General features: G+C 53.5%; 12 protein-coding genes. 4 read left to right on the forward strand and 8 right to left on the reverse strand.

The window, feature by feature from the left end:
• Positions 1–4 precede the first annotated feature (4 nt).
• The 7 genes from ATY27_RS15005 to ATY27_RS15035 all read right to left on the reverse strand — a co-directional run bounded on the left by ATY27_RS15005 (position 5) and on the right by ATY27_RS15035 (position 9,614).
• Entirely contained in the window at positions 5–3,013 is a 3,009-nt protein-coding gene (locus tag ATY27_RS15005) for a carboxypeptidase regulatory-like domain-containing protein (RefSeq protein ID WP_208931435.1), read from the reverse strand.
• A gap of 350 nt (positions 3,014–3,363) precedes the next feature.
• Entirely contained in the window at positions 3,364–4,230 is an 867-nt protein-coding gene (locus tag ATY27_RS15010) for a D-amino acid aminotransferase (protein WP_244151452.1), read from the reverse strand.
• An 18-nt stretch (positions 4,231–4,248) separates the two neighbouring features.
• A complete protein-coding gene (locus ATY27_RS15015; protein WP_208931437.1) occupies positions 4,249–5,136 on the reverse strand; it encodes a glutamate cyclase domain-containing protein in 888 nt (295 codons plus the stop codon).
• Positions 5,129–6,187, reverse strand: coding sequence for a biotin-dependent carboxyltransferase family protein (locus ATY27_RS15020; RefSeq protein ID WP_208931438.1), 1,059 nt, complete (start codon positions 6,185–6,187; stop codon positions 5,129–5,131). The genes ATY27_RS15015 and ATY27_RS15020 overlap by 8 nt, the downstream gene beginning before the upstream one ends.
• Positions 6,184–6,912 (reverse strand): 5-oxoprolinase subunit PxpB, encoded by a 729-nt coding sequence (pxpB, locus tag ATY27_RS15025; RefSeq protein ID WP_208931439.1) that lies wholly within the window; start codon positions 6,910–6,912, stop codon positions 6,184–6,186. Before pxpB ends, ATY27_RS15020 begins: the two co-directional genes overlap by 4 nt.
• Positions 6,913–7,707 carry a putative hydro-lyase gene (locus ATY27_RS15030; RefSeq protein WP_208931440.1) on the reverse strand — a complete coding sequence of 265 codons (795 nt, stop codon included), beginning with the start codon at positions 7,705–7,707 and terminating at the stop codon, positions 6,913–6,915.
• Between the two features lie 71 nt (positions 7,708–7,778).
• A complete protein-coding gene (locus ATY27_RS15035) occupies positions 7,779–9,614 on the reverse strand; it encodes a glycoside hydrolase family 3 protein (RefSeq protein WP_208931441.1) in 1,836 nt (611 codons plus the stop codon).
• Positions 9,615–9,777: 163 nt separating this feature from the next.
• Here ATY27_RS15035 and ATY27_RS15040 point away from each other — a divergent pair, with 163 nt between their 5' ends.
• The 3 genes from ATY27_RS15040 to ATY27_RS15050 are packed head-to-tail and all read left to right on the forward strand — an operon-like array spanning position 9,778 to position 14,481.
• Entirely contained in the window at positions 9,778–11,406 is a 1,629-nt protein-coding gene (locus ATY27_RS15040) for a sodium:solute symporter (RefSeq protein ID WP_208931442.1), read from the forward strand.
• The gene (murQ, locus tag ATY27_RS15045; protein ID WP_208931443.1) at positions 11,381–13,258 is read left to right on the forward strand and encodes an N-acetylmuramic acid 6-phosphate etherase; all 1,878 of its coding nucleotides are present in this window, start codon (positions 11,381–11,383) and stop codon (positions 13,256–13,258) included. The genes ATY27_RS15040 and murQ overlap by 26 nt, the downstream gene beginning before the upstream one ends.
• Complete coding sequence (locus ATY27_RS15050) at positions 13,246–14,481, forward strand: DUF1343 domain-containing protein (RefSeq protein WP_244151323.1); 1,236 nt, start codon at positions 13,246–13,248, stop codon at positions 14,479–14,481. The genes murQ and ATY27_RS15050 overlap by 13 nt, the downstream gene beginning before the upstream one ends.
• Positions 14,482–14,506: 25 nt before the next feature.
• Here ATY27_RS15050 and ATY27_RS15055 read toward each other — a convergent pair whose 3' ends face one another.
• Positions 14,507–15,355 (reverse strand): SIS domain-containing protein, encoded by an 849-nt coding sequence (locus ATY27_RS15055; RefSeq protein ID WP_208931444.1) that lies wholly within the window; start codon positions 15,353–15,355, stop codon positions 14,507–14,509.
• A 304-nt stretch (positions 15,356–15,659) separates the two neighbouring features.
• Here ATY27_RS15055 and ATY27_RS15060 point away from each other — a divergent pair, with 304 nt between their 5' ends.
• Complete coding sequence (locus ATY27_RS15060) at positions 15,660–16,604, forward strand: N-acetylmuramoyl-L-alanine amidase (protein WP_208931445.1); 945 nt, start codon at positions 15,660–15,662, stop codon at positions 16,602–16,604.
• The last annotated feature ends 2 nt before the right edge of the window (positions 16,605–16,606 follow it).

Below are 16,606 nucleotides of genomic sequence, written 5' to 3' on the forward strand. Positions count from 1 at the left end.
AGGGTTAGAAATCTACCCGAACTGACAACTGGACCCGGCGCGGGTTGTACCAGCGTCTTGGTGTGCCGTATTCCGGATCATAATCGATCGGTTCAATGTCATAACCGGTTTGACGGTTAAAGACGTTAAACAGATCGGCGCGGAATTTCACCACCAGTTCCGGATTAATCACATAGTCCTGTGTATAGTTCAGGTCCATTTGCCAGTGGCTGCTGCTTCGTCTGCTGCCGGCTTTTTCCGCATAAGCGCTGACGGCTTCATAAGCGCCGCGTGGGTTCAGGCCGTAATAAGCGCCTGACCACTTCTCCCAGGCCTGGCCGGACTGGAACACAAAGTAGGCACCAATATTGGCTTCCCAGTCTAATGTGTAATAGCCATAGACTTTCAGCAGATGCGGTTTGTCGGCCGACAAGGTACCGTCTTTATTATCCCAGACATATTTGCCTTTATCGTCGTTGTAATAAGACGAACCGATAAAAGTGTTGGCGTCATTGGTATAAGTGGTGTTGTCCTGATCGAAGTTACCGGTGTAACGGCTCCAGACATAAGACGCGTTCAGATAAGCGCGGTCACCGACCCATTCGGCTTCAAAACTGGCTTCCCAATACTTGGTATAACCGCCGTCGACCTCAGCGATAACATAAGTCGAGCCACCAATTTCTTTGCGGATATCTTCCAGGTTCTTCACGTAATCACCAAGCGCCCGCAAATCTGCCGGCACACCACCGTTCGGGCCATAAGTGCCTTCACGCGAACGTGCATAGTTCCAGATATCTTCCCAGAAATGCGAACCTTCGCGATGCCTGATATGACTGCGCAGGAACCAGCCGCCATCCAATGCTTTGGTCGTGCCTAAGGTGAATTCATCGATACGGCGCGGTTTCAGGTCATCGGCAAACACTTTACCGCTGGACGAACCGCGGTTGGCAGTTTCCAGATAGTTACCGTTTTCATCAAACCGCACTAACAAAGTGCGCTGCGTGCTGCGGTCCCAGGAAGCCGCGCGGGCCAGCGAGCTCGCTTCCGGGTTGTACGAAGCGTAGTTGGCAAAAATGGTATTTTCGCCGTCATAACGCCAGGTAGCCCCCAAACGTGGCTGGATCATGTCCTTCCAGTCAATGGTGTACATTTTGTACTTGTTGCCGGGCGCCAGTTCAAAACCGGATACAGTACCGGCTTTTTCGCGTAAGCCCTGGCCAAACAACTCATCTTTACTGATTAACACCCCGATGTTGTAGTCGAAATCGCCGTGGGTGATGGTGTCATTAATCTCAAAGTTGTAAGAACGCGCGGCAGATTTAATCGGTGGTACGGTTTTACCACTGGCATCGAGCAAGCTCATTTGTTCGGTTGAGGTTTGGTAAAAATAGGGCACACCGGCTGCGGTTTTTTGCAAGCCACCGGTATAAGCGATAGTGCCCCAGCCATTGGATAAGCGGCTTAATTCTTCTTCGATATCCGAATACTTAAAGCCGGCATGCAGTTTGTGCGTGGTATCGCCGTGACTGAGCTCATGATCAACAGCAAATTCCAGACTATCGCGGTAGAAATTCTGGTTATTGATTTGTGGCGCCCCGCCGACCCTGCCTCCGCCTGCTTTGGCGCCGGCAGCATTGGTATAGCCGTACTGGTTAATCAGCTGTTGGGCAAAGTTATTAAAGGCCAGTTGTGCCGGCGTGGTGGCATTGGCAATTAAAGTCGGAACTGACAAGGTGCCAAGGCTGGTCAGATTATTTACATCCAGTTTGTTGCCAATGACCGGTTGAAAGCCAAATCGGCTATCCGGCGAACTGGCGGTTTCCAGTTCAAACCGGCCGGCATTAAAACTCAGGCTGGTGTTGCTGCTGAGCAGGTAAGAGCCATCCAACGTCAGGATGGTTTGATCAGATAATTCGCCTACTGACACCGTATCGGCATCACTCGCCAGAACGGAGGCGCCTTTGTCTTTGCGGCTGGAATCACGCAAACTCAGGTTAAACAATAACGCATCGGTTGGCGCAAAAGTTAATTTACCAAAGTACTCGTCGCGTTCACTGGTAAAGTCTTTCACCGGACCATAGTTCGTTGCTTTATTTGCCCTTTCTTCTTCTGGCCGGTAGAAAGAGCCATAAAAATACAGCATATCCTCGACCAGCGGGCCCGCCAGCCCCATTGTCAGCCAGCTTTGTTCAGATTTATAGGCCTTTGCCGGATCGAGGTTTTTTGCTGACAGGCTTTTATCCTGCAGCTTGTACTCTACATAACCTTCAAATTCATTGGTACCGGATTTGGAGATGGTATTAATGGAAAAACCACCGGCGCGGTTAAAACCAACCGCTTTGGCGCCACCGCGGTCCATCGACACGCTGGCGATATCATGGGTGGATGGATCGGACGCCAGGTTACCGAATAATGGTAAAGACACGTCGACGCCGTCAAAACCATATTTGTTATCGACACCGGAACCACCGGCGGATGGGCCTAAAATACCGTTTTCCGAGTATTGCACACCCGGCACCAGTTTTAATAAATCACGATATTCCTGACCCACCGGCAGCGACTCGATGTTTTCTGCGCCTAAAGAGTTCGTCAGTGCTGAATTGCCTTCGCGCGAGATAGAGCTACCCAGCACCTGGATCACTTCGACATCGGCGCCACCGGCCCCGAGATTGACGTCAACGGTCGAGGTTTGTTCAAGTTGCACTTCAACCTGCATTTTGCGCACAACGCCGGTTGCGTTGCTGATCGTCAGGTCATATTTGCCCGGAAGTAACAATGGCAGAGAATAAGAGCCATCGGCTTTGGTCACTGCGGTGCGTGGTTTTGGCATTACATTACTGCTGGCGGTGATTGTTAAACCTGCCACTGAACTTTGGGCCGAATCTGCGCTGATTTTACCTTTAATGCCCCCTGCCTGCTGGGCCATTGCTGGTGTGGCAGACAAAACGCTGGCAAGCAGCGCGCTGGTAATGAGGTTGATGCCAAAACGCCGGACCGGCGTCGTCGGATACTGCGGTGATGTTGTTATTTTCATTGCTAAGTCCCGGATTATTATTGTTTGTACCGCTGACCTGCTTTTCACGCTGATTTGCTGCCAAACCAGCCCGACTACAAAAGCGTTGCCGCTGCCACCGCCTGCAATCAGACGGTCCATCAAGGCGAAATTTTATTCCCGCCCACAGCAAAGATAGCAATAAATTATTTTATGAGAAATAGCTTATGCGAATTAATTTACAGATTAAGAATATTCAATTATTCGGCGCAGTGACAGCTTGTAGGCTGACGGCAAAAAAGTGCAACCTTAAAGCGCAGCAGATTAGTATCTAAATGAATTATATATATTTTACCCCCCCGCACTATCAATCATGGCGGGGGGAGTTTCAGTTAGCTTACAGCGGTGTATTTATCAGCAAATTTGTACGCAGCGAATAATTGCTGAGCCTGATACCAGATAGCGCCAACTTCTCCAGAGCCAACTGGCTGACCATCGATAGCAACCACCGGCATTAACTCTTTTGATGAGCTGGTGAGCCAGACTTCATCCGCAGCCAGCACTTCTGCTTTACTGATCACCCGTTCCTGTACTGGCAAGGTGCTCTGCGTTCTCAGGATTTGTAACAGTAACAATCGCGTAATGCCCGGTAAAATCTGCTGGTCCAGCGGGGGTGTGCTGATCATGCCATCTTTGACAATAAAAGCATTACAGGAACTACCTTCGGTAAGTTCATCCTGTTCATTAAACAAAATCGTTTCCTGATAACCGGCATCGACACCTTGCTGATGATGGAGCACATTACCAAGCAGCGCCGTCGATTTGATGTGACAGCGTTTCCAGCGTAAATCAGTGGCCGAGGCGACCTGGATAGGTTTGGCTGAACCCGGCAAACCGGTCGGCGGCGGATTGATGGCAAAGGCGAAAGCAAACACGGTTGGGAGGACACCGGCCGGAAAGGCATGGCCGCGTTTACTATCGGTGCCGCGCGAGACGTGTAAGTAAACGCCCAGATCGCCATTACCGTTGCGCATGAGCAATTCTTTGATCATGTCGAGCCATTTGGCATGGCTCCAGTCAAACTGAATGCCGATTTCGGCGAGTCCGCGCTGCATCCGGTCGATATGTGGCGTAAAGCCAACCAGTTTGCCCTGATAACTCGGGATCACTTCATAAATGCCATCGCCAAATAAAAAACCGCGGTCCATCGGTGAAATGCGGGCCTCACTGGCGGGTATAAAACTGCCGTTTAAATACACATCTGACAATTCAGGTCCTTACGCCGGTGCAAACCGGTGTTGTTGATACAATTGATAAATCTGCTGGCATAACTGAGCGCCAATGTCCGGCGAGAGCCCATCTTCGGTCAGCGTATTTTGCCGGGTCACGCCATCGACACTGCCGTGACTGGATAAAAACTGCAGGCTTGGCAACGCGTCGCAACAGCCAAACAAATCGACACCACTTTGCAGCGACCAGTGGTAAGCCAGGCCGTACGCCGCCCAGTTCGAGACATCGGCGACGATCAGTTCGCTGCAGCTGGTCACCGCGGGCCTGATATCGAGGGCGCGGATCGTGTCGATAATCTTGCCCATGCCAATTTCATTGCCACCATCGCCGATACCGACAGTCGGGCAAGTAGCCAGTCGCATCAGTGCATCTAAGTCGGCGACTTTTGCGCTGATATCTTCATGGCGCATATTGTAATAACGCCCATCCACCGCCTGCCCGGGTCTTTCAATACAGAGCACTGCCGCTGGCTGATACAGCGCCAATAGTTGGGCTGCACGATGCTGACCATCAATGCCAAGCGGAAATGCTTCGACCTGAAAATGTCCGTTCAACACAGACAACAACGGGTCGCCACAAACCAGCACCGGTTGTACACCAAGCTGTTGTAGCATGCGATAAATCGCAATAGCACCGACGGGCCCATCCGTTTCGAAGGTCCCCGCCACCGGAAAACCGGTGCCAATGAGTACAGTGCGGCCAGGCTGGTGCAGTAAAGTCGCGGCGCGCGCTAAGTAACCCGGTTGCAACGCCTGACGAGCCAGCGCCATGCCACGCGGATTGCGGGCCACGAGCAACGTTTCGATCTCTGTAGCTTCTCCCTGCTCGTTTTCGGCCAGATCAGGCGTTAGTGACGAACTGACCGGCTTATTCATCTGCATCTCCGCGCGCTTGGTCTGGCTGCGACTGTACTCGCTGTGACAGCCACTGCTGCCAATCAGCAGCAAGTGCGTCCAGCTGTTGTTGCAGCAGATGCAGACGTTGACGCTCCTGCAGCACAGCGTCAGCCACATCCAACCAATAAAACCGCACAAAGTTACCGGTCATCAGTTGGCCCAGGCATTCGCAGGCGCCTCGCGTTAAAGCACCGGTTTTGGGATAACCGCCAATGGTCTGATGATCATTGAGCATCACAATAGGTAAGCCATTCGGCGGCAGTTGCATCGCACCTAAACAGATCCCTTCTGAAAACAGCTGCTGTGCAACGACAGGCAAAGGTTCACCGCCTAATTGCATCCCCATCCGGTCGCTACGGGCCGTCACGCGAAATAAGCGCTGAGTCAGCAGCTGCGGTAGCTGTGGGTCGAGATCTTCCAGCTGAGCCCCGGCAATCAAAGGGATAGCGCGGATACTGTGGTGGCGATAATGCTGATGATACGGCAATGAGATCTGCGGATCTGGCCGCTGCCAGGCCGCACAGGATAATAAAGTACCGGCACTGATCGCTTTGCCCTGTCCGTCTGGCCCGCCGACCTTTTCCCGTCGCACTGTGGCCACGCTGCCACAAATGGCCGGTGCCGGAAAACCGCCAGCCACTGCCAGATAGGCGCGGGCGCCGGCCCTGCTGTAGCCAATTTCGAGTAGGTCACCGGGTTGTAACAACAAAGTACGATACCGCTGCACCGGCTGACTATTGATTAACAGCGGCATCGCCGCGCCGGTCAGTGCCACTAATACTGGCTGTTCCGCCCGAAAGGCGACGGCACCAAGCGTGATTTCAATCACCGCCGGGCACGTACTGCCAACATGGTTATGATTGCCGACCAGCGCATTGGCGAGGCGCGCAGCCGTGAGATCCACAGCACCGCCTTGGGTCAGGCCAGCGCCGGCGGCGCCAAAACGGCCTGCATCCTGCAACTGCACACCACTATGGCTTTGCAGCACCCATAAGCCAAGCTGTGCGGATGGATGGGCCAGAACACTCATAACTGGCCGCCTAAACGCAGAAACTCGGCGCGTTCGATCGGTACAAAGCGCACGGTATCACCGACCGCAAATGGCAACATCGGAACTGCGGTTAAATCAAACAGCGGTATTGGACAATTGCCCAGTAAATGCCAGCCGCCCGGAGATGCGGCCGGATATACCGCAGTCTGGCGGTCAGCGATGGCGACACTACCGGCAGCCACCGCAGGTCTGGGGTTGGCAAGGCGCGGTGTGTTGATGCGCGGATCGGTAAAACCAAGATATGCAAAACCCGGCGCAAAGCCAATGGCATAGACCTGATAGGCCTGACTGCTGTGCAGCTGAATCAATTCGTTGATACTCAGCTGATGTAAAGCGGCGACGGCTTCCAGATCTGGCCCGCTTTCCGCGCTGTAATAACAAGGCAACTCGATGACTTTATTGCTGCTTGCCTGCCGTTCTGGCCGGAACAACATCGCCTGGGCGCTGACAATTTTCTGCCAAATCTCAGTGTGGTCAGTTTTCAGGACATCAAAAATAACCAGCACCGAGGTATAAGACGGCACCAGCTCCAACAACGCAGCACCGAGCAATAGCGGCAACTGGATCCGCAAGTTTTGCATCACCTGCATTAGTTCCGGCCCCGGGCCTTGCGGCGCCAGTGCGGTTAAATCCAACAGCAATGCCTGCTCGCTATGAATACGCAGTCGTACCGGGATGCCTGAGCTTAACATTTGGCCATGCATTTACAGCACCGCCAGACTGGCATTGGTTAAATCCGTTACCAACATACAACCAGGACTGTGGCTAAATGCCAAATCTGCTTTGGCATTTTTAATCGCGACCTGAGGTGTGACGCCGCAAGCCCAGAAAACCGGGATCTCATCAGCCCGGATGCTAACGGCATCGCCATAATCCGGCACCTGCAGATCATTGATGCCAATCAGCTTGGGATCGCCTAAATGCACCGGCGCGCCATGCACGGTCGGAAAGCGGCTGCAAATCTGGATGGCGCGGATCGCATCCGCTGCGCGCATCGGTCGCATGCTGACCACCATATTGCCTTGAAAAGGCCCAACCGGAATTAATCCGATATTGGTGTTGTACATTGGCACATTCTTCTGTTCGGTCTGGTGGCGCAGTTCAATGCCGCCTTGTTGCAGCGCTTCTTCAAACGAAAAAGAGCAGCCAATCAGAAAACTGACCATATCGTCGCGCCACTGTGCGGTTAAATCGGCAACTGAGTCGGTCAGAATACCGTGCTGAAAAATGTTGTAGCGCGGCGCATCAGTGCGGATATCCAGCGCTTGGTCAGCCAGCACAAAATTGGTTTGACCCGGCTTTGTGGCAAACGCCAGTAACGGACAAGGTTTAGGGTTAGCCAGGCAAAATTTCAGAAAGTCGTCCGCCAGCGCTTCGGGCAGTATCGCCAGATTAGCCTGCACATAACCATTGGCAAGCCCGGCCGTTGGTCCTTGCCAAAGTCCTTGTCGTGCGGCGGTTCTGACCGCAGTCGGGCTTGAATGCGCATCCAATACCATCGTTGTTCCTTATTCCGTAGCCGTCTTCGCGTTTTTACACTGCCATATTGCCACGGCACATACCAGCAACATCAATCCAAATGCACCGGCAGCGCGCCAGTTGCCGTGGTTTTGCCGGCGAATAATTGCGCCAGCGCGACAAACACCGCGCCTGCCTCCTGATCCGGTTTCAGGCTAAACGGATAGCCATAAGTGGCAAGACGTATATCCACCTTGCCGGCAAATTGCGGTAACTGATAAGGCGACCGCAGCGCGACGACGACGGTAATGGCCTGTTGGCTGCGTGCTACAGCCAGTTGCTGTTGTAGCTTCGTCAGTTGCTGGCCGACACTGAGCGGCGCGAGCAACGCAGTATCCTGGCGTAAATCCGCCAGCACGCCGGCTTCAACGGCACTTTGTTCCGGCGCGACATAAGCGCCAATCACAACCGCGCCTGGCGCCAGTTGCGGCAAGCTGTTGTCACTGCGAAGATCGAGACATTGCAGCGGTACTGCCGGGAATTCGGTTTGCAGCGCGAGGCTAAAACGCCGGCATTTGTCTGCATCGGGCATCAGTAAATACCAGGCTTTGGCCTTGGCAATCGCACTCAGGTCACCGTCCAGTAGCGTTAAGGCATTCGCCGCTATCTCAAAGTCGAGCTGTTGTTGGCGCTGGTACAATGCCTTTGATTCATCTGAGTTCAGCGCTTCGGTTTTCGGTTGTTGCGCCAGCCACAGCTTCAGATCGCGGATGCGTAAATAAGACTGCTCCAGCGCCTGCACGTCCAGCTCACCGCTTTGTACCGCTGCGACCAGTTGGTCCAATAGCTGTTCAAGCCTGGCAAAATCGGCCGGGCTTTGGATCTCCAGCGGCATCAGCGCAATATCAGCACCGGCGGCAAAACTGTGTTTAACCGCTTGCAATGGCGTAAAAGCGTCACTAATCGCCTGCATATTCAACGCGTCGGTGATCACCACGCCGTCAAACTCAAGCTGTTCGCGTAGCACTCCGGTCAGAATGGTGTTAGATAAAGTTGCTGGCGGTGCGATCCATTCCCCGTGCTGCGTCTGGATTTGACTGTCATCTAATGCCGGATACTGGATATGTGCGGTCATCACCAGACGGGCACTACCCGCCTGCACGGCCTGGCGAAAGGGTTCTAAGTCAATGGTTTCAGCGACAGCGCGCACATGGTCAACCTGCGGCAAACCGGTGTGGCTGTCGGTTGCCGTATCGCCATGACCCGGAAAATGTTTCAGCGTCGCGGCTACACCACCTTGTTGCAGTCCGCGCGCTAATGCAACACCAAGTGCAGCCACCTGCTGCGGATCATCGCCAAAAGCACGGACGCCAATCACCGGGTTCGCCGGATCACTGTTCACATCCAAGGACGGTGAAAAATTGATGTTGATACCGAGTTGGCGCAAGGTCTGCGCCTGCGCCGTGCCTTGCGCACTGGCAAAATGTTGCTGATGTTTGGCGTAAGTAGCGCCGAGCGCCATGGCGCCCGGAAATGCTGGCAACACTGATTCGGGCAACCGCGCGACGCGACCGCCTTCCTGGTCGGTGGCGATCAGCAGCGGCAAGCTATCGGTGGACGTTTGCTGCAAGGCGGCAGTCAAATGTCTGATCTGCTCCGACTCCTGCAGATTGACGGCAAATAACACCACCCCGCCTATCTGTAACTCTTGTAGTTTCTGTTGCCATAACGCCGGTAGCTTAGTGACCACTTGCTGACATGGCTGTTCGACAGTCACTTCCCCGGTACAAAAGTGGCGCAGGTCCAGCATTAATTTCTGTCCAAGCCAAAAGCGGATTTGCTTTTGCTGCTGCACTTGTTGATACCAAAGCCAGGCACCACTTGTGCCAATCAATAACAACAATAACAGGCCATACAGGGCTAGACGGGAAAAACCGCGGCTTTGCATCTTCTCTTCGCACAGAAAAAACAGTCAATACTGTTAGTTATGCCGGAGCTTGCGGTGAAAATCAAGAATATATTATTCCCGTTGAAATAGTTTGAAATAATATTTAATGCCCCCTATGCTTGGAAAATAAACAACGGCTGTAAGAAAAGTCACAGGGGCACAGATGAATTCGGCGTTTCAGTCAGCAGACTGGAGTATTTTCGTTGGTTATTTTCTGTTACTGGCGTTGACCGGCTGGTGGTTTAACCGTGGCAATATTGGCAGTAGCCGCGAGTTTTTTACCGGCAACCGCCAAATTCCAACCTGGGTTATTGCGATATCAGTACTGGCGACGGCCCAATCAGCCGCAACTTTTCTCGGCGCGCCGGATTATGCGTATCGCGGCGACCTCACCTATCTGACCACCAATCTCGGTGCTTTGGCTGCGGCGTTTTTTGTCGCCCATTTTCTGCTGCCGAAGTTCTATCAGTACAAAGTCACCACTGCTTATGCGCTACTACAACATCGTTTTGGTGAGCGCACCAAGCGCCATGCCGGCTGGATGTATCTGGTCGGCCGTTTGTTTGCCAGTGGCGCCAGGCTTTACATGGCCGCCATTGCCTTATCGATGATTCTGTTTACCGATATCGCTCCTCTGCATGTTCTGGGCGCAATTGCGCTGCTGTGCCTGCTAAGTTTTGCCTATTCAACCTGGGGCGGGATCCGCTCGGTGATCTATGGTGATGCGATCCAGTGTGCGGTCTATGTCGGGGCCGCCGTGCTGGTGCTGGGCTATCTGTTCTGGCAATTGCCGGGGGAAAGCAGCCAGATTTGGCAATCGCTGCAAGTTCCCGCAGATGGCAGCGCCAGTAAATTACGTCTGTTTGATTTTGGTACTGATATGAGCCCGGCCGGGGCCTTTAATCTGCTGTCGACTTTTACCGGTTTCTTTTTGCTGTTTATTGCCTCTTTTGGTTTAGATCAGGACTTAACCCAGCGTGCTTTGTCCTGCCGCGATGCCCGCCAGGGCACTTGGGCGCTGGTCGGTTCGGTACTGTTGGTGGTTCCGGTGGTCATCGTTTTACTGGGTATCGGTTTGTTGCTGTTTTTGTTTTATCAGGACCCGGCTTACCAAAGTAGCGAAGGACTGGCGCCGCAAAGCCGCTTTGCCGGTGAAACCATCACCGTGTTTATGTTTTATGTGCTGCATGAATTACCGGCCGGTTTACGCGGATTAGTCACCGTTGGCGTGATCGCAGCGGCAGTGTCGACGCTGACGTCCGGGCTGAATTCAATGGCCTCGGTCCTGATGGAAGATATGCTGAAACCCAAACTGGGCGCACGTTTGTCAGCATCTGCTGAAGTGCCACTGGCGCGGGCATTGATGTTTCTGTTGATGCTGGCGCTGGGTGCAATGGCGATGTTGTGTTTTTACTGGCAGCAATACAGCGATACGCCGCTGCTGGCATTTGCGCTTGGCGTTATGGTGTTTTCCTACAGTGGTTTGCTGGCAGTATTTACGGTTGCGCTATTTAGCCGGCGCGGTAATACGTTCAGCTGTGCCCTCGCCCTGTTAACCGGCTTTATCGTGGCTGCGCTGCAACAACCCTATATTCAGCAGTGGTATTTGCCGCCAGCTTGGCAATTTGATTTGGCTTTTACCTGGCAACTCTGTATTGGTTTTATGCTGGCAACGCTGGTGGCATTCAGTGGCAAGCCCCAGCCGGTTATTACCTGGACTGCAAAGTCTGATGGTTTGTCTTCACAGCGATCTGATGAGGTGTCTGATGCCTGTTTATCTGCTCGGAATTGATGGTGGCGGCAGCAAAACACTGGCGCTGCTTTGTGATGCACAAGGCGTTGAGATGGCGCAGGCCAGCAGTGGCCCGGCGCATCTGACCAACGACTTACCTGGCGCCTGCGACACTGTCATACAACTTATTACCACAGTCTTGCAACAAGCAAAGCTGACGCCAGCGCAAATCGTGTTAGTCGTAGGTATTGCCGGCGCCGGGGATGAGCGCTTAAAACAGCATCTGCTGACTGCGTTAAAGCCAGACCAATTTGCCGGCTGTTATGTCACCACCGATGCCAAAACATCCTTGCATGGCGCCAATAGCGGTGCGCCTGTGGTAGCGATTGCGCTGGGGACCGGGTCTGTCGCGATGCGGCTTGATCAACGCCAGCAAGAACAACAAGTAGGCGGCTGGGGTTTTAGCATTGGTGATGAAGGCGGTGGCGCGGCGATGGGCAAAGCGGCAGTGCGCGCGGCGCTGTGGGAGCAGGACTGTCACCCCGATAATTATTCCTCGCTTGCCCAGTATATTTTTTCGGTGATAGGCCAGAATAAAACCGACATGCTGACCTGGTTGCGGCAAGCCAATGCTAATCAATATGCCGCGCTTGCACCCCGCGTGATTGAACTGGCCGGCAGTTGCAAGGCCGCGCTTGGTGTGTTGCACAAGCATGCTGCCGACGTCGAGCTGTTGATCAAAGCAACGCGCGCTGATACTGAATTGCCTGTGGTTGTGCTTGGCGGCCTTGCCGCCGCGACTGTGCCTTATTTATCTGCAACGGTACAAAGCTGGTGTCAGAGCGCCAAAGCCGACAGCGTGCATGGCGCTATTCTGATTGCGCGGCAGCTGGCTGAGGTTGCAAAACCGGGCATGCGACCGCTCCCTGCCGCAACGTGCGACAGTGATCTGTCCGCAATAACACTGGCGCGCCAGTTAAGTCAGTTACCAACCGAATCGCGGGCCGCGATACGGCTTGATTTGGCCGGGTTAGATACCGAAAGCTTGTTAACGGTACTGAATCAGGCCGACCAAACAGTGCCACATGCCGTGGCGCTTGCGATCCCACAGGTCGCGCAGCTGGTTGATCGGATAGTGAACGCTTTTGCGGTCGGCGGCCGGTTAATCTATCTCGGCGCTGGCACCAGCGGCCGGCTTGGCGTACTGGATGCGGTGGAATGCCCGCCGACTTTTAGCGTTAAACCTGAGCAAGTGATGGGCCTGATCGCCGGCGGTCATGGTGCGATGTTCCGTGCCAAAGAAGGCGCAGAAGATGACGAAGCCCTTGCCATTACCGATTTAGCCGCCATCGGTTTCTGCGCAAAAGATGTGCTGGTTGGCATTGCTGCGAGCGGCCGCACGCCTTATGTCATTGCCGGATTGCGTTTTGCGCGTAGTCTGGGTGCATTGACGGCCGGCATCAGCTGCAATCCGGCAACTGAGGTATTGAGTTGCGCAGAATTGGCTATTTGTGCAGCGGTAGGCCCTGAAGTACTGAGCGGCTCAACCCGTCTCAAAGCCGGCACCGCGCAAAAACTGCTGCTTAATATGATTTCTACGGCAGCTATGGTGCGAAGTGGCAAGGTGTATCAGGACCTGATGGTCGACCTGCACGCCAGCAATGCAAAATTAAAAGCCAGAGCGCTGAACATTATTTGTCAGGCCACTGGTTGCACTCTGGAAGATGCCGGTTATCTGCTGCAGCACGCCGATCAGAGCGTCAAGCTCGCTATTTTGTTATACCACTGCGCACCCGACCGGCATACCATCAGCAACACCGATGTACAGGCCGCCAATGCGCTTTTACAACAGACCCTTGGCCAGCTGCAGCGCGCAATCCAATTGTTACCGGCACAGCCATGCTCAGCATAACAGCGAAGCTGGGTGCTCTGCTGCTGGCCGGCCTGTTAGCCGGTGTTGCGTTTGCCAATGAAACCCGGACAACTCAGACTCCGGGTTGCTTTCCAACGTTGGCGCAGATCGAGCAACATTTATCCGCCCGGGTTGGTGCCGCACAACTCAAACAGCGGCAGGCTGAACTCAAAGGCAAACGACTGGGCCTGGTGGTGAATCAAAGCTCGCGGTTGGGTCATTGTCATTTGGTCGATGCGCTCAGTGAACTCAACCTGCAGGTCACGGTGATTTTTACACCAGAGCATGGATTTCGCGGCGATGCGGATGCCGGCGCTGCAGTCGCCGACAGCAAAGATAGCAGCAGTGGAGTGCCGATCTACTCTTTGTATGGCGCGCAAAAAGCCCCGACAGCTTTACAACTCGCTAATGTGGATGTGCTGCTGTTTGACTTGCAGGATGTCGGCACGCGCTTTTATACCTACCTGTCGACTTTGCATTATGTGATGCAGGCCGCCGCTACAGCAAAACTTCCGCTCTGGGTGTTGGACCGACCCAACCCAAATGGCCGCTGGCTGGACGGGCCGCTGTTAAAGAGTGAATTCAGTTCTTTTGTTGGCCTGCATCCAATCCCACTGCTGCATGGTATGACGCTGGGCGAACTGGCCCGGATGATCAAAGGCGAAGACTGGATCACCGGCGCAAAGGCGTTGGCGCTGACTGTGTTGCCGGTAACGCAGTACCGGCGTGACCAGCCCTATGATTTACCGGTCGCGCCGAGTCCGAACTTACCCAATAGCCAGGCGATCGCCTGGTATCCAACGCTGGCTTTATTTGAAGGCACTGCGGTGTCGGTTGGCCGGGGCACGGCCTGGCCCTTTCAGCTATTGGGCCATCCGCTGCGACTCGAAGATCCGGCAGTCTGGCGGTTGACCCCAATCAGTACCCCTGGAGCGTCATTAAACCCACCGTGGCGCAATACAGTGATAGGCGCCGAAGACTTTCGGCAACGCACACCAGAACATGGCTTGATGGTGGAAGTCTGGCTTGAGTGGCAACAACGCTTCGCCGCCAACGGTGTGCGTTTGATTGATAAACCGGCTTTTTTCGACAAACTGGCAGGCAGCAGCCAGCTGCGCCAGCAATTGGAACAGGGACAGACTGCAGCGCAGATCCGCCTAAGCTGGCAGGCTGATTTAGCGGCGTTTGCCAGGCGCCGGGCACCCTATTTGCTGTATCCGTAGCGCTTGCTTTAGTAAAAGCGTTCGCTCAGCGTGAACGGTAAAACTGTGCCACCGCCTGATTGGATTTTTCCATCAGACTACGGCCGGTTTTGCAGGCTTGTGTCAGACCGATAAACAATAAATCGATAACATACTCTTGCGCGGTCCGTGCCAGGATCGACGATAAGCGCGCAGATTCTTCATCGGTGGCCATAAACAGGTGCAAATGGGCATGATCCCCGACCGGGGATTGGCCATAGCGGGTCAGGCTCATCACATTGGCCTGATTGGCGCGCGCCTGACGGCTAATTTCGACAATCTCCCGGGTGTTGCCAGACTGGCTAATAGCAAATAACAAATCACCTTTGCCAAGAGTGGCGACCCCCGCCAGCTGCACGTGACTGTCGTTTTCTGCCATGGCGCAAAAGCCGAGTTTCTGCAGCTTGTAGGCAAAATCTTTTGCCACCAGTGCGGATGCGCCAATACCGCTGATATGAATGCGGTGCGCATCGCGCAGCATTTGCACTGCTTGTTCCACCAGCTCGGTACTATTTAACGTGGCGGTGGAATTTAACACGGCGATTTTACTGGCCAGCAGTTTGTCGCTGACCTGCTGCAAATTGTCACTGAGTACAATTTTGCCATGCAGTGCGGTATTGTCTGGCTCGGATAACACCGACTCATTCAGCGCAAACTTAAAATCCGGATAACCCCGATAGCCTAATTTCTGCGTGAACTTAACCACACTACTCTGACTGACGCCGACCGCGCCTGCCAGATTCTGTGACGACAGCTCCCGGATCAAAGCCGGTGATTTCAGCACAAAATCAGCGATTTTCAGCTCATTGGCCGACAGCGTATCTTTGATCGAGCGAATTTTGACTAAACAGGACATTCTGGTGGTTTTCCTTTAAAGTGCTGTTTACCTTTTTGCCCTGAAAATATTACAGACATAGGCCGCGGTAAAGCATTTTCTGCACGCAATTTCAGATAAGAAGAAAAGCCACTTCTTATACGAATGACTTATGCCTGAATTTCGCGATAAAATTGGCAAACCTCATCAGTACCCCTTTAAAATACAGAGTTACAGTGGCATATTGGCGAGATTATAGTCGTAATATATTATTCCTCAAATATATAATCTGATGAATATTTGTGCTAGAAAATAGTCGTTACTTTCTGATATCCCGGAGCAGAACATGGTTTATTTGAGCAAGCCGCTGAGCGCTCTTTTCGCTTACCAAACGATGTATCTGTTACTGGTGATGTTACTGGCCATGTTGCTGCAAAGTTGCAGTCAATCCGGCCCGGTGCTAATCAATACCGAGCACCAGTCGGTGAACCGTAATGAACGGGTTCGGCTGTTGGTGTTGCATTACACGGCAATTAACTGGGAACGTTCGCTAAAAGCACTGACTCAGCCAGGCGCAACGGCAGTCAGTGCACATTATCTGATCCCGGAAAGCTTTGATCCAACCTATCCTGCCGACAAGCAGCTGCAGGTTTATCAACTGGTGCCGGAAACACAACGGGCCTGGCACGCCGGCGCCAGCCGCTGGGAAGATCGCAGCGCGCTGAATGACCAGTCGATCGGCATTGAACTGGTCAATCTGGGTTGGTGTCATCAACGTACCGTGCCTTTTGCTGAACCCGGTAACAACGAGCTATGCCTGACACCGGATTTTGACCCGGCCCAGCTGCAGTTACTAACCAAGTTACTGAAAGATATTTTGGCGCGAAACCCTGAGATCAGCCCGACCCGGGTCGTCGCGCACAGTGATATTGCACCGTCGCGAAAACAAGACCCTGGCCCGCGCTTTCCGTGGCAATGGCTGGCAAATCAAGGCATTGGTGCCTGGTATGACAATCAGACGTTATTAAAATACTGGCAAGGTATTAAGGCCATACCTGATGCACGCATGGTGCAACGCGCCTTGCAACGCTATGGCTATGGCATTGGTGTTACCGGTGAATGGGATGCACAAAGCCGCGATGTATTGCTGGCATTCCAGCGCCATTTTGTGCCAAACCGGGTCAGCGGTGAGTTAGATGCTGAGACTGTGGCAGTGCTATGGGCCTTGCTGGAAAAGTATTTTCCTGACAGTCTGAGCGGACCTGAAAGTCTGGCACTGACATTAGAATAACA

Source organism: Rheinheimera sp. F8 (assembly GCF_001518915.1).